8 protein-coding genes and 12 tRNA genes are annotated in these 13,189 nt (G+C 37.2%); 1 reads left to right on the top strand and 19 read right to left on the bottom strand.

Annotated features, from left to right (window positions below):
- The 7 genes from TX86_RS22710 to TX86_RS22740 form a co-directional block, all read right to left on the bottom strand.
- Positions 1-1,521 carry a bifunctional metallophosphatase/5'-nucleotidase gene (locus TX86_RS22710; RefSeq protein ID WP_052343853.1) on the bottom strand — a complete coding sequence of 507 codons (1,521 nt, stop codon included), beginning with the start codon at positions 1,519-1,521 and terminating at the stop codon, positions 1-3.
- 225 nt (positions 1,522-1,746) lie between these two features.
- Entirely contained in the window at positions 1,747-3,246 is a 1,500-nt protein-coding gene (gene xylB, locus TX86_RS22715; RefSeq protein ID WP_042352482.1) for a xylulokinase, read from the bottom strand.
- A gap of 137 nt (positions 3,247-3,383) precedes the next feature.
- Positions 3,384-4,718, bottom strand: coding sequence for a xylose isomerase (gene xylA / locus TX86_RS22720; protein WP_042352421.1), 1,335 nt, complete (start codon positions 4,716-4,718; stop codon positions 3,384-3,386).
- A 29-nt stretch (positions 4,719-4,747) separates the two neighbouring features.
- A complete protein-coding gene (yicI, locus tag TX86_RS22725) occupies positions 4,748-7,057 on the bottom strand; it encodes an alpha-xylosidase (RefSeq protein WP_042352422.1) in 2,310 nt (769 codons plus the stop codon).
- Positions 7,058-7,114: 57 nt separating this feature from the next.
- On the bottom strand, positions 7,115-7,933 hold the full coding sequence (locus TX86_RS22730) for a carbohydrate ABC transporter permease (protein ID WP_042352424.1): 819 nt from the start codon (positions 7,931-7,933) through the stop codon (positions 7,115-7,117).
- A 2-nt stretch (positions 7,934-7,935) separates the two neighbouring features.
- The gene (locus TX86_RS22735) at positions 7,936-8,823 is read right to left on the bottom strand and encodes a carbohydrate ABC transporter permease (protein ID WP_042352427.1); all 888 of its coding nucleotides are present in this window, start codon (positions 8,821-8,823) and stop codon (positions 7,936-7,938) included.
- A 214-nt stretch (positions 8,824-9,037) separates the two neighbouring features.
- Positions 9,038-10,288 carry an ABC transporter substrate-binding protein gene (locus tag TX86_RS22740; RefSeq protein WP_042352429.1) on the bottom strand — a complete coding sequence of 417 codons (1,251 nt, stop codon included), beginning with the start codon at positions 10,286-10,288 and terminating at the stop codon, positions 9,038-9,040.
- Between the two features lie 212 nt (positions 10,289-10,500).
- Between TX86_RS22740 and TX86_RS22745 the strand changes: the two genes are divergently transcribed.
- A complete protein-coding gene (locus TX86_RS22745; RefSeq protein ID WP_042352431.1) occupies positions 10,501-11,685 on the top strand; it encodes an ROK family transcriptional regulator in 1,185 nt (394 codons plus the stop codon).
- A 184-nt stretch (positions 11,686-11,869) separates the two neighbouring features.
- Here TX86_RS22745 and TX86_RS22750 read toward each other — a convergent pair.
- The 12 genes from TX86_RS22750 to TX86_RS22810 all read right to left on the bottom strand — a co-directional run bounded on the left by TX86_RS22750 (position 11,870) and on the right by TX86_RS22810 (position 13,183).
- Positions 11,870-11,960: transfer RNA gene (locus TX86_RS22750), tRNA-Ser, on the bottom strand.
- A gap of 11 nt (positions 11,961-11,971) precedes the next feature.
- Positions 11,972-12,046: transfer RNA gene (locus TX86_RS22755), tRNA-Asn, on the bottom strand.
- A gap of 9 nt (positions 12,047-12,055) precedes the next feature.
- A tRNA-Ile gene (locus TX86_RS22760) sits at positions 12,056-12,132 on the bottom strand.
- 15 nt (positions 12,133-12,147) lie between these two features.
- Positions 12,148-12,223: transfer RNA gene (locus tag TX86_RS22765), tRNA-His, on the bottom strand.
- Between the two features lie 19 nt (positions 12,224-12,242).
- Positions 12,243-12,319 (bottom strand) — tRNA-Asp (locus TX86_RS22770).
- 179 nt (positions 12,320-12,498) lie between these two features.
- Positions 12,499-12,572 (bottom strand) — tRNA-Met (locus TX86_RS22780).
- Positions 12,573-12,598: 26 nt separating this feature from the next.
- A tRNA-Ser gene (locus tag TX86_RS22785) sits at positions 12,599-12,691 on the bottom strand.
- A 13-nt stretch (positions 12,692-12,704) separates the two neighbouring features.
- Positions 12,705-12,778: transfer RNA gene (locus tag TX86_RS22790), tRNA-Met, on the bottom strand.
- Between the two features lie 26 nt (positions 12,779-12,804).
- Positions 12,805-12,880 (bottom strand) — tRNA-Ala (locus tag TX86_RS22795).
- A 26-nt stretch (positions 12,881-12,906) separates the two neighbouring features.
- Positions 12,907-12,983, bottom strand: a tRNA-Arg gene (locus TX86_RS22800).
- A 22-nt stretch (positions 12,984-13,005) separates the two neighbouring features.
- Positions 13,006-13,094, bottom strand: a tRNA-Leu gene (locus TX86_RS22805).
- Between the two features lie 14 nt (positions 13,095-13,108).
- A tRNA-Gly gene (locus TX86_RS22810) sits at positions 13,109-13,183 on the bottom strand.
- Between the last annotated feature and the right edge of the window lie 6 nt (positions 13,184-13,189).

A 13,189-nucleotide genomic window follows, 5' to 3' on the forward strand; every position in this document is an offset into this window, starting at 1 on the left:
TTACTTTTGTGTAGCAACGTCAATAATACGTCCTTCTACTTGAGGAGCAATTGTTTTATTTGGTTGCGCTTCCAAGTGTTCTTTAAACACTTCCCAATCAACATAACCAGGTTGACTTACTCGACCTTCATTGAATGCTTTTTCAAACATTGTGTATCCGTCTCCACCTTTAGCAGTGAAAACATTTGTTGCAACAAAATATGTTTCTTCGTTATTTAATGGCTCATACTTATCACCATTTTGTACTTCGATTGAAAGTACTTTTTCACCTGCTGGTTTGCTGCTATCATATTTAAACTTCATACCAGCAACTTGTAGGAATCGTCCGTTTGGAGTTGGTGCCATTTCAACACTGTATTCAATTGCCTCAGCAATTTCACTACCTTTTAACTCCATAATCCCAAGTGTGTTACTAAATGGAAGAACCTTCAAAATAGAACCCGTTGTAATATCACCAGCTGGAAGTGTTGTACGAACACCTCCACCATTTTGAACAGCCATTACCGTTTTTGGGTTAAGTGATTTTGCTTTTGCAAGCATACCATCAGCAATGAAGTTTCCTAAGTTTGTTTCACCGATACGTGAAGGTGGATTTCCACCAAGTAATTCAACTTCTGATTTACCTACAACTTCTTGTTCCATTTCATCAACAGCTGGCTTATATTTTGTGTTCAAAATTTCTGAAGCTTCTTTGTTTGCAGGAATTACATATTCTCCAGCTTCTGTCTTAGCATTCAAATCGATTAATTGACCAGCATGGCCAATGATTTTACCATCTGCATCAAACGTAACATCTAAAGTACCAAGATATTTATTATATTCATTAGCTTGAACAATGATTGTTGGCTCATCGAATTTCTCAACTAATACAGGTTCAGTTAATCCTCGGTGATCATGACCACCTACAATTACGTCAATACCCTCTACATGGTTTGCTAATTGTGTATCATCATCGATACCACCATCTTTGTAGCCGATATGTGTTAATGCAACGATTTTGTTAACACCTTGCTTTTCAAACTCTGCTACTGCAGATTTAGCTGATTCAATATAATTACTAAATGTTACTGATCCTGGGCTTGCAATGCTAGGTGTTTCTTCAGTTGTTAAACCAAAGATACCCACTTTTTCACCATTAATCGTTTTCACAATTCCATTGTAGATTTCTGCATTGTTTGGTTTTGAAGAATACTTTTGATTAAAGTATTGCTTTAACAAATCATCCTTGCTAAAATCAATATTTGCACTAACAAATGGGAATTGAGCATTTTTAATAAAGTTTCCTAATGTTTCAGAGTCTTTATCAAACTCATGATTACCAAATGTCATAGCATCGTACTTAGCCATATTCATGAATTCTAAGTCTGCTTGTCCTAAAAATTTATTAAAATATAAAGTTCCTGAGAAAACATCTCCTGCACTTAATAACACATTATACGGCTTTTCAGCACGAACTTGTTCAATTGCAGTAATCTTTCTTGGTACACTATCCAAGTTAGCATGTGTATCATTCGTATGCATAATCGTTAATTCAAAGTTTTCATTGCTGCTATTTCCAGCTCACACTGGACCTACACCGCACGGGCGCCTTTCAGCGCATACGGCGTGCCATCAATCAAAGAAATCTTCTACTTCTTCTCCATCTCTACTATAATATGAATTTGTTATTCTAGTATAAAGTTATTATATTTTTATTATTTAGAAATAACTAAATTCTTAATATAAAAGATACCGAAGATTTACCTACTATGATTTAAAAACTTGTAGCGCCTCATTAAGCTCCTTCGTTTGTTTATAAACTCTTTGATAGATCGTAAATAATTGTTGATACTTCTCAACATTATGTTGTATTGGCGTATATTCCTCAGCAACATCTAAAAATGCCTTACTGCATGCCTGCAGTGAATCAAACCAGCCACAGCCATAAGCAGCAAGCATCGCTGCTCCCATACCTGGTCCTTGCTCTGTTGAGAATTTCACTATTTTACTATTAAATATATCTGCCTGCATTTGCAACCATTCTTCATTTTTGGCTCCGCCTCCAATTGAATAAATCGTATCAATTACTTTTCCGTTTTCTCTAAAAATATGTATGCTTTCATTTAGCGAAAAAGTGATTCCTTCCATTACAGCTCGGGCAAAATGTTTACGTGTGTGCGATGCATCCATTCCGATAAAACTACCTCTAATAATCGAATCAGCATGCGGTGTACGTTCGCCAACTAAATAAGGTGTAAATAATAAACCATTTGAACCAATCGGCACTTCAGCTACTCCCTGTAATAATGTTTCGAAATCTTCATTTGGTGCAAATGTATCCTTAAACCAACTTAAGCTATAACCAGCGGCTAAAGTTACGCCCATAGTATAAAAAGCATCTTCTTGGCCATGATTGAAATAGTGAACCTCTCCTTGAAAATCTAAATCTCCACGATTTTCGTAAGAAAGAACAACACCAGAAGTTCCGATACTACACAATGTTTTTCCTTCTGATAAAATACCCGTTCCAATTGCACCGCATGCATTATCAGCACCACCAGCGAATACTTTAACAGTTGATGGCAATCCTGTTTTTTCACTTATAGCAGGAATGAGTGAACCTACATTCTCATGAGATTCTACAAGAGGTGGGCAAAGGCTCATTGGTATACCAAACGCCTCACACATTTCTGCGCTCCATTGCTTCTTGTTCACATCAAGCAATAACGTACCAGCTGCATCCGAATATTCACTATGTATTTTTCCCGTTAAACGATAACGTAAATAATCTTTAGGCAACAAACAAACAGCCGCTTTTTCAAAAAGCTCCAGTTCCTCTTCTTTCACCCAAAGAAGCTTAGGTAGCGTGAATCCTTCAAGTGCTGGGTTTTTCGTAATCTCTAGCAAACGCTCCTGGCCAATCATTTCATAAATCTCCTGGCACTGCTTAGTTGTTCTCGTATCATTCCAAAGAATTGCATTGCGCAATAACTTTTGATTATGGTCAAGTAAAACTAATCCGTGCATTTGTCCAGAAATGCTAATACCTTCTATATCATTCATATTTCCTTCAAATGAATGTACAAGTTCCGCTAATCCATTAATCGTTTTCTCTACCCACTCTTTTGGGTTTTGTTCACTATATCCTGATTTAGAATGAATAAGTGGATATGATTTCGTTACTGTATTACAAACTTCCCCAAGCTTATTCACTAAAAGAATCTTTACAGCACTTGTTCCAAGATCAATCCCGATTACGTATTTCATGCTTTCAACGTCCTTTTCATTATATTTTGCAAGAATACAATTGCTTTCATTAAGACATTCAGAGCTGATGTCATTGCTTACAAAAAATGTGTTGGATTTTATCATTGATCCAACACATTTTTTCATACATCTTCTCTTTATACAGTTGCTGGCTCAGTGATTACTTCCAATAAGTATTGATTCAATAAAGATTTTAATCTTTCTTCACGTCCAGATTGTAATTCTATTTCTCCTAATTGCAATGCATGTGCTTCTAGCGTACGGAAATTGACATTACCGTTCACAATATCTAAGCCGATTCCTTTCGTAAAGCTTTCATATCTTTCATCTATAAAGCTTTCAAAAACACGCTCTTCTAATAATTTATTGGCTACTAATGCACCTATTGCAAAGCTATCCATACCAGCAATATGAGCGTGGAATAAATCTTCTGGATCAAATGAAGCTCTGCGTACTTTAGAATCGAAGTTCAATCCACCTCTTCCAAGTCCACCATTTTTCATAATTTCGTACATAGCTAAAGTTGTTGCATATAAATCTGTAGGGAATTCATCCGTATCCCAACCAATTAATTTATCACCTTGGTTTGCATCGACTGATCCTAACATTCCATTAATCCGTGCTACACATAATTCATGCTCAAACGTATGACCTGCAAGTGTTGCATGATTTGCTTCAATATTGAATTTAAAGTAGTCACTTAAACCATACTTTTGTAAGAAAGCAAGACCCGTTGCTACATCGAAATCATATTGATGCTTTGTCGGCTCTTTAGGTTTTGGTTCAATTAAGAATTGTGCATCAAAACCAATTTCTTTTGCATAATCTACTGCCATATGAAAGAAACGAGCTAAGTTATCTTGTTCAAGTTTCATATTCGTATTCAGCAACGTATCATAGCCTTCACGGCCACCCCAGAAGACATAGTTTTCAGCACCTAATTCTTTACCCACTTCTAAACCTTTTTTTACTTTTGCTGCTGAATAAGCAAATACATCTGCATTACAAGATGTAGCTGCACCATGTACATAACGAGGGTTTGTAAATAGATTAGCCGTATTCCAAAGCAACTTTGTTTTGCTTGTTTTCATATAGTCTTTAATCATATTTACAATCACATCAGTATTATCAAATGATTCTTTCAACGTATTTCCTTCAGGCGCTATATCCACATCGTGAAAAGCAAAGAATGGAACATCCAGTTTTTCAAATAATTCGAATGCTGCTTCTACACGAGCCTTTGCTTGATCCATGCCTGATAAATGATTCCACGGACGACGCATCGTACCAGCTCCAAACGGATCTCCTCCATCAGCATTAAATGTATGCCAATAAGCAACAGAGAATCGCATTAATTCTTCCATTCTTTGCCCATTTATCATTCTTTCTGGGTTGTAATATTTAAACGCCAATGCATTTCTTGATTTAGGACCTTCATACATAATTTTATTTACATTTTGAAAATAACTCATGTTCTCTACTCCTCACCTATGCGCCTGGATTATAGCGTTATTTTGAATTCTTGAACACCTTGCTCTGGTTTTACAACAACACCGACAGCCGATGTTTCAACTTCGCCACTAGTTGTTGCTGTAACTGATTGACGACCGCTAACACAAATCGAATATTGTTCTACATCTGTTTGAATTACTAATGTATCTCCATTACGAGTCACAGCGATGGTACCTGCCAACTCACCTTTCGTATTACGAATAGTTGTTGATATTGTTTGTTCGTCTGCAATTTCATACAGATGGAAACATATATCTTTCGCATATTCATACTCTGTTTCATGCTCATTGAAGCCAATAGGTAAAATTGTATTTTCTTTCACAAACAGTGGAAGGTTCATATAATCGTATGTTTCCGTTCTCCAAGAGCCACCTTTTACAACCTCACCAGTGAATAAATGCGTCCACTTACCTTCAGGTAAATAATATGTAACTTCGCCCGTTTCACTAAATATTGGTGCCACAAGTAACGAATCACCTAACATATATTGACGATCTAACATACTACATGTTAGGTCCTGCGGGAAATCAAATAACATGGCACGCATCATCGGAATACCTGTTACATGATTTTTATACGCTGAATCATATAGATAAGGCATTAAACGATTTTTTAATCGAGTAAAGTGGCTTGCCACATCAACCGCTTCTTCATCATATGCCCAAGGCACACGATAAGAAATACTTCCATGCAGGCGACTATGAGTTGACAATAAACCGAATGCTAACCAACGTTTAAATAAATCTGGTGTTGCGATGTTTTCAAAACCTCCGATATCATGACTCCAATAGCCAAATCCGGATGCTGTTAACGATAATCCACCACGTAAGCTTTCCGCCATAGATTCATATGTTGAATCGCAATCGCCACCCCAATGTACAGGGAATTTTTGTCCACCTGTTGTCGCAGAACGAGCAAATACAGCAGCTTCATGCTCACCCAGTTTTTCTTTTAAAACATTGAAAACAATTTCATTATATTTATAAGAATAATAATTGTGCATTCGATAAGGATCGGAACCATCTGCATAAACTACATCCGTTGGAATTCTTTCACCAAAATCCGTTTTAAACGAGTCAACACCCATGTCCACTAAATCGCGTAACAAGTTCGCATACCATTCACATGCATCTTCATTCGTGAAATCAACAATACCCATTCCAGATTGCCACAGATCCCACTGCCACACATCACCGTTTGCTTTCTTAATAAGATAGCCTTTTTCAACTGCTTCATCGAACAGTTTAGACTTTTGTGCGATATACGGATTTATCCACACGCATATTTTTAACCCTTTTGCTTTTAAACGTTGAATCATACCTTCTGGATCAGGGAAATTGTTGCGGTCCCATTCAAAATTACACCATTCAAACCCTTTCATCCAGAAGCAATCAAAATGAAATACTTTCAATGGGATATTTCGCTCGAACATTCCATCAACAAAATGATTTACTGTCTCCTCGTTATATTCTGTAGAAAACGAAGTCGTTAACCATAAACCGAATGACCAAGCTGGCGGTAAAGCAGGCTTTCCTGTCAGATTTGTATAACGAGTGATGACTTCTTTCGGCGTTTCACCGCTCATAATATAGTAATCAATCATTTCACCAGGAACGCTGAACTGAGATTTGGCTACTGTCTCTGAACCTAATTCAAATTCTACATTCTCTGGATGATTGACAAATACGCCATAACCTTTGTTGCTTAAAAAGAAAGGAACATTTTTATACGCTTGCTCAGAGCTTGTTCCTCCGTCACGGTTCCACATTTCGACTGATTGCCCGTTTTTCACAAATGGTGTAAAACGTTCACCAAGACCATATAATTGCTCACCAACACCTAAATTTAGCTGTGCACGCATATATGCATCTTTATTTGGCCCCTCAATCCAAGCAAGACCTTTTGTATCGCAATGTGTTAATTTGTGCTCCCCATCGTAAAAGTCCATTTTAAATATTTCTTTCGAGATGACAACACGCATGGAACCACTTTGAATAGTCACTTGCTCATCTGTTTGTGTTACCTGTAAATGCGGTGAAGTTTCATTGACTGCAAAGTTCGGATATTTTGGTTTACCACCTTTATGATGCCATGTTTGGACACGAATTATATTTTCTGCAGGAGATGAAATTTCAATTGTTAATTGTGCGATATTTAATGTATCCCCACGATCATTAATATATTGACAAGGTGCAAAAATTGTCACACCGTTAGTTTTTTCATGCACATCGTATACCGTTTTCGGACTATGTATGTTAAATCCTTCACGCACTAACCAATAACCATCTGTAAATTTCATTTCAGCATACACTTCCTTCTTCTAATGGATTGAATATCTTTTAAATCTAGAAAACAATTATTTAATCGAGCCACTTACTAAGCCCTTAATTAAATGTTTTTGAAGTAAAATAAATATGATAATAACCGGTAATACTGAAATAGTCGCGAATGCCATCAAGTCATTCCACTCAATTCCATATCTACCAATCGCATTGTTAATACCTGCCGTTAATGGCCAAAGCTCTTGATTTCGGTTAAAGGTAATACTGTAAATCAAATCACCCCAAGCAAAGAAGAACGAAACCGCTCCACATACAACGATGCTCGGCATAGAAATTGGGATAATTACTCGAATAAACGCTTTTACACGACCACAGCCATCAATAATCGCTGCTTCTTCAATTTCTTTTGGTATGCCAATGAAGAATGTTCGTAAAATCAACACTGAAAAAGGTATTCCAAGTGTGGCTGTTGAAAGAATCGGTCCCCAAAATGTATTCAACATCGAAAATTTATTAAACAATAAGAATAAGGGAGTTAATACAACCGTTGCTGGTAACATTTGCGTAACGAGGAACAAGAGAATCATAGACTTCTTGCCCTTCATATTAAATCTTGCTAAACCATAGGCAGATGGAACAGCTAACAGTAAAACAATAATTGTCGATACTCCCGCGATAATCAAACTGTTTAGAAAGTACTGACCAACGTTATCTTGGAAAATAGAGATGAAACTATCAATTTGAAAATCCTTCGGCCAAAAAGTAGGTGGTGTTTGGAATATTTCAGATTGGCTTTTAAACGCTGTTATGATCATCCAATACACCGGAAACAAGAAAGCACATACAATCAAAATACCCAGAATATTCAAAATCCATTCTTTACGTTTGCCCACAATTACATCACCTCATCATTCTTAATCATTTTCAGGTACACAAGACTTACAACAAATAAGATGACGAACAAGACATTTGCTGCTGCCGCACCTAGACTAAATTGGAATTCATTGAAAGAGAAACGATAAGCAAGAGTTGATAAAACCTCTGTTGAATTGATTGGTCCTCCGCCAGTCATAACAAACACGATATCAAACACTTTAAACGTGTAGATAAAGCCTAACATTAACACGACCAATATGACTGGTTTTAATAACGGTAATGTAATATGAACTAACTTATGATACCAGCTAGCTCCATCAAGGCTCGCGCTTTCATAAACATCCTCTGGAAGTGAGCTTATACCAGTTGATAATAAAAGCATATTGAACGGGATACCAATCCAAATATTCGTAATGATAACACTCCATAATGCAACATTCGGATCTGACAACCAAGCAATTGGACTATCTATGATGCCACTATTTATAAGCATTTGGTTGATAACACCATCACCGCTCATCATAAACTTGAATAGAAGTGCTGTAATCGTCATCGGAATCAACCATGCAATCATCATGAAACCTCTTAAGAATGATGCCAATTTAAATTTCATACTAAAAAATAAAGCTAAAGCAAAACCGATAATTACTTGGAAAAACACGCTTCCGATTGTATAAATAAACGTGTTGACCACAGAGATACTAAATCCTTCTGTTTCAGCTAATGTCTTATAGTTGTCGATTCCTATAAAACTCTTTTCTCCTGAAGCAAGATTACTAATATCTACATCTAAAAAACTGAGGAAAATATTATAGATTAAGGGGTATCCTACTAACAGCAACATAAATAAAACAGCGGGAAGAACGAAGCCATAACCTTCAAACTTTCCAAATCTTTTTTTGTTCATTTCAATTTCTCCTTATCTTCAAATCAATAGTGAACATCGTATTCAATAGATTTCATGGAGATAAAAGCCTTATTTCTGACTTATGTACTCTTTTAAAGTATTTCACTTTCCTTACATACACAAAGGGAACGAGTAACCAATTCCCTTTGTATATGTAAGAACCAATTACAGAACAATGCTCTGTAATCGGCTCTTGCATGATATGGTTACTACATTATTTATTCATGAGAGACTCAACTTTTTTAGCCGCACCTTTCATAGCCTCTTCAGGTGATTTTGTTTCTGTCAAAGCTTCTTGGATAGCAATTTGAATTGCCTCAGAAACTTTTGGCCAATCTGGTGATGGACCACGAGGATCTGCTACATCCATAATTGGTACGAAACCTTTTAAGTATTTATCATTTTTCCAGAAATCAGATCCTTCAAGAACATCTTTTCTTGCTGGGAATACGCCTGTATCAGCTGTGAATTCTTCATAACGTTCTGGTTCAAATAACCATTTTACGAAATCCCAAGCTGGATCAACATTTCCACCTTTGATTAAAGCAATATTTTCCCCACCTAGAACAGATGCGAATTCTTTATCTTTTGGAATTTGTGTAATAGCAAATTTCAAATTTGGATTTTCTTTTTCAATACGAGAAATGTTCCAAGGTCCATTTACCATCATCGCAATTTTTCCTTGAGCAAACTGACGAGCAAGATCATCTTGCGTATTATTTAAAATATCTTTATTCATTGAACCATCATCATAGATATCTTTTAATAAACTTAAAGCATTAATTGGACCTTCAGCAGCAAGGTCTGTATAATCCCCACCACTTGATTTTAAGTATGGATAGAATTGGAATGTACCTTCTTCTGATTTATTAGCAGCGATACCAAGACCTTTAACATCACCTTTTGTCAGCTTTTTCGCTGCTTCTCTGAACTCAGCCCACGTTGTTGGCGGTTCAGTAATGCCTGCTTGTGCAAATAATTCTTCATTATAGAATAAGCCTAGACAGTTACTTGCATATGGTAAGCCATAATATTTGTCTTCATATTTTGCAGAGTTTAAAGGACCTTCAATAAATGTTTCAGTAGCTTCCCATTTTTCTAATTTAGTAGTAAGGTCTTCTAAAACGCCCATTGCCGCAAAAGAAGCATTATCAACATTGTCTAGCAAGATTGCATCAGGTAGAGTTCCACCGGCAATACCGACAGATAGCTGTTTCTTTGTATCCGGAAATGGAACATATTCAGCCTCAACCTTCACTTTATCTTGAGATTTATTATATTCCTTTACTAGATCTTTAAATAAATCTTCTTGTTTACCAGAGAAATAGTACCAAAACTTAACTATTTCAGTGCCATCACTATTAGTGGTTTTCTTCTTATCTGAATCACCAACTGATTCGCCACCACCACAAGCAGTTAACACTAAAACAAATAAAACCATCAGAATGCTGACTAACTTCTTCAAAAGATCTCCTCCTTGATGCATGATAGATAGTTTAATAGTTAAACTAATCAAAAGATTGTTTAATTGACAAACTAAGTATATTGGAGAAATGTAAACGCTGTCAATATTAAAAAATATATTAAAATAGAAATTTTTCCGACTTTATTTGATTGTACATCTTTCACATAATCGTTTATACTAAGTTTATCCAATAAACAAAGTTAGGTGAAAGTATGAATAAAGCACGAACCGGTGATCAATACTTAGTAAAAAAAATAAATAAATCTATCGTATTAAATACAATCCAACAATGCAGCCCTATATCTCGAGCACAAATTGCTAAAGATACAAATTTAAATAAAGCTACTGTCTCTACAATGGTTACAGAACTACTTAATGAATCACTTGTATACGAAATTGGACAAGGCCAATCTAGTGGCGGAAGAAAACCAGTAATGTTATATTTCAATAATAAGGCAGGCTATTCCATTGGCATTGATTTAGGTGTCAATTACATACTAGCAATTCTTACAGACTTACGAGGTGAAATCATTGAAGAGTATACAGAAACACTTCATAGTCGAGAATTTCACACCGTATTACAATCCATCCTACATTTAATAGAAAAACTAATATTGGAAGCACCAGCTAGTCCATATGGAATAGTAGGGATTGGCCTTGGTATTCCTGGATTCGTCGATACAAAAGGTCAAATACTACAAGCATCAGGTCTAGAATGGAAACATGTTGATTTGATACCTTACATAGAAGATAAGTTCAATATTCCTATTACTATTGAGAATGAAGCTAACGCAGGCGCCTTGGGAGAAAAAATCTATGGTTTAGGCAATAAAGCCACTAATTTAATTTATATAAGTATTGGTATGGGTATCGGCACAGGAATAATCATAAATAATAACCTATATAAAGGTTCAACTGGGATCGCAGCAGAAATGGGTCATATGACCATCGAGTTAAAAGGAAAGAAGTGCTTCTGTGGTAACCGTGGCTGTTGGGAATTATATGCATCAGAATACGCACTTATTGAAGAAGCACAAAAACTAAAAGGATTCAAAAATACCACTGTTACTTTAGAAAAGCTATTAGAGGAAGCATATAATGGAAACAAAGAAATTATCAATCTTTTTCATCATATTGGTGAATATCTTGGAATTGGTATAACAAACATTATTAACACGCTGAATCCTGAGATAATTATTATTGGAAATCGAATGGGCCGTTTTGAAAAATGGATTACAAATAGTTTAGAAAGAGTATTAGATGAAAGGTTATCACCTCATCACAGAGAAGCCACACAAATTATCTTTTCAAATCTAGATCATTATTCAATAGCACTTGGTTCATCTTTTCTTGCAATTTCAAACTTTTTTTTACCACATACAATCGAGGTTAAATAATGACGATTTAAAAACTACATATAACAAATATAAAAAGAGTATATCACTAAGCTATGATATGACACTTAGCAATACACTCTTTTTTATTTAATTTGGTTATCAAAAACAAAGGGCTGTATGAAAATAATCATTGATTAGTTCATACAGCCCTTAATATGTATTAATTGATTTTGTAAATAAGAACTGGCGGAGAAGGAGGGATTTGAACCCTCGCGCCGGTTACCCGACCTACACCCTTAGCAGGGGCGCCTCTTCAGCCTCTTGAGTACTTCCCCAGTTTAAAAAATGGCTCCGCAGGTAGGATTCGAACCTACGACCGCTCGGTTAACAGCCGAGTGCTCTACCACTGAGCTACTGCGGAACAACTATATGGTGGGCCTAAGTGGACTCGAACCACCGACCTCACGCTTATCAGGCGTGCGCTCTAACCAGCTGAGCTATAGGCCCATATAAGTATATATATGGGGCGACTGATGGGAATCGAACCCACGAATGTCGGAACCACAATCCGATGCGTTAACCACTTCGCCACAATCGCCACAACTATTTATAATAGATGGCGGTCCGGACGGGACTCGAACCCGCGACCTCCTGCGTGACAGGCAGGCATTCTAACCAGCTGAACTACCGGACCAATTTAATGATGTTTAACCTTACACCTGCCATGCTCAGAAATAAGCCCATCTGTTTTGAAATCCAAAAACAGGATTTCAAGAACCGTTCGTCTTATTTGTGCCGCATGGCTCCTTTTCAAGGAAGTACAGTCAAGAAGTCTGTTTGCTTTTGAAAAGGGCCGGTGACGGTTTTTCTTTATTGCGGGGACAGGATTTGAACCTGCGACCTTCGGGTTATGAGCCCGACGAGCTACCGAACTGCTCCACCCCGCGACGATGGAAATATTAGAAAAAAATAATGGAGGAGGTAGAGGGATTCGAACCCCCGCGAGCCGTTAAGCCCCTGTCGGTTTTCAAGACCGATCCCTTCAGCCGGACTTGGGTATACCTCCATATTATGATAAGTAGCGGCGGAGGGAGTCGAACCCACGACCTTTCGGGTATGAACCGAATGCTCTAGCCAGCTGAGCTACACCGCCATAATACAATTTCATTATTTTTTTAATGGTGGAGCCTAGCGGGATCGAACCGCTGACCTCCTGCGTGCAAGGCAGGCGCTCTCCCAGCTGAGCTAAGGCCCCAAAACATAATTACTTAAAATTTTATATGGCGCGCCCGAAAGGAGTCGAACCCATAACCTTCTGATCCGTAGTCAGACGCTCTATCCAATTGAGCTACGGGCGCATATGTTAGTTTATAGTTTAAATGGTGCCGAGGACCGGAATCGAACCGGTACGGTAGTCACCTACCGCAGGATTTTAAGTCCTGTGCGTCTGCCAGTTCCGCCACCCCGGCATTGGAACTTTTTTTGGAGCGGAAGACGGGATTCGAACCCGCGACCCCAACCTTGGCAAGGTTGTATTCTACCACTGAACTACTTCCGCATATGA

Origin of the sequence: Bacillus massiliigorillae, assembly GCF_000380245.2 — a bacterium.
GTDB lineage: Bacteria > Bacillota > Bacilli > Bacillales > DSM-1321 > Bacillus_AD > Bacillus_AD massiliigorillae.

What these genes read in the sequence shown, in the direction of transcription:
- xylB (WP_042352482.1), bottom strand. Translation starts at nt 3,246, where the DNA reads ATGAAATACGTAATCGGGATTGATCTTGGAACAAGTGCTGTAAAGATT.
- TX86_RS22735 (WP_042352427.1), bottom strand. Translation starts at nt 8,823, where the DNA reads ATGAACAAAAAAAGATTTGGAAAGTTTGAAGGTTATGGCTTCGTTCTT.
- yicI (WP_042352422.1), bottom strand. Translation starts at nt 7,057, where the DNA reads ATGAAATTTACAGATGGTTATTGGTTAGTGCGTGAAGGATTTAACATA.
- xylA (WP_042352421.1), bottom strand. Translation starts at nt 4,718, where the DNA reads ATGAGTTATTTTCAAAATGTAAATAAAATTATGTATGAAGGTCCTAAA.
- TX86_RS22745 (WP_042352431.1), top strand. Translation starts at nt 10,501, where the DNA reads ATGAATAAAGCACGAACCGGTGATCAATACTTAGTAAAAAAAATAAAT.
- TX86_RS22710 (WP_052343853.1), bottom strand. Translation starts at nt 1,521, where the DNA reads ATGCATACGAATGATACACATGCTAACTTGGATAGTGTACCAAGAAAG.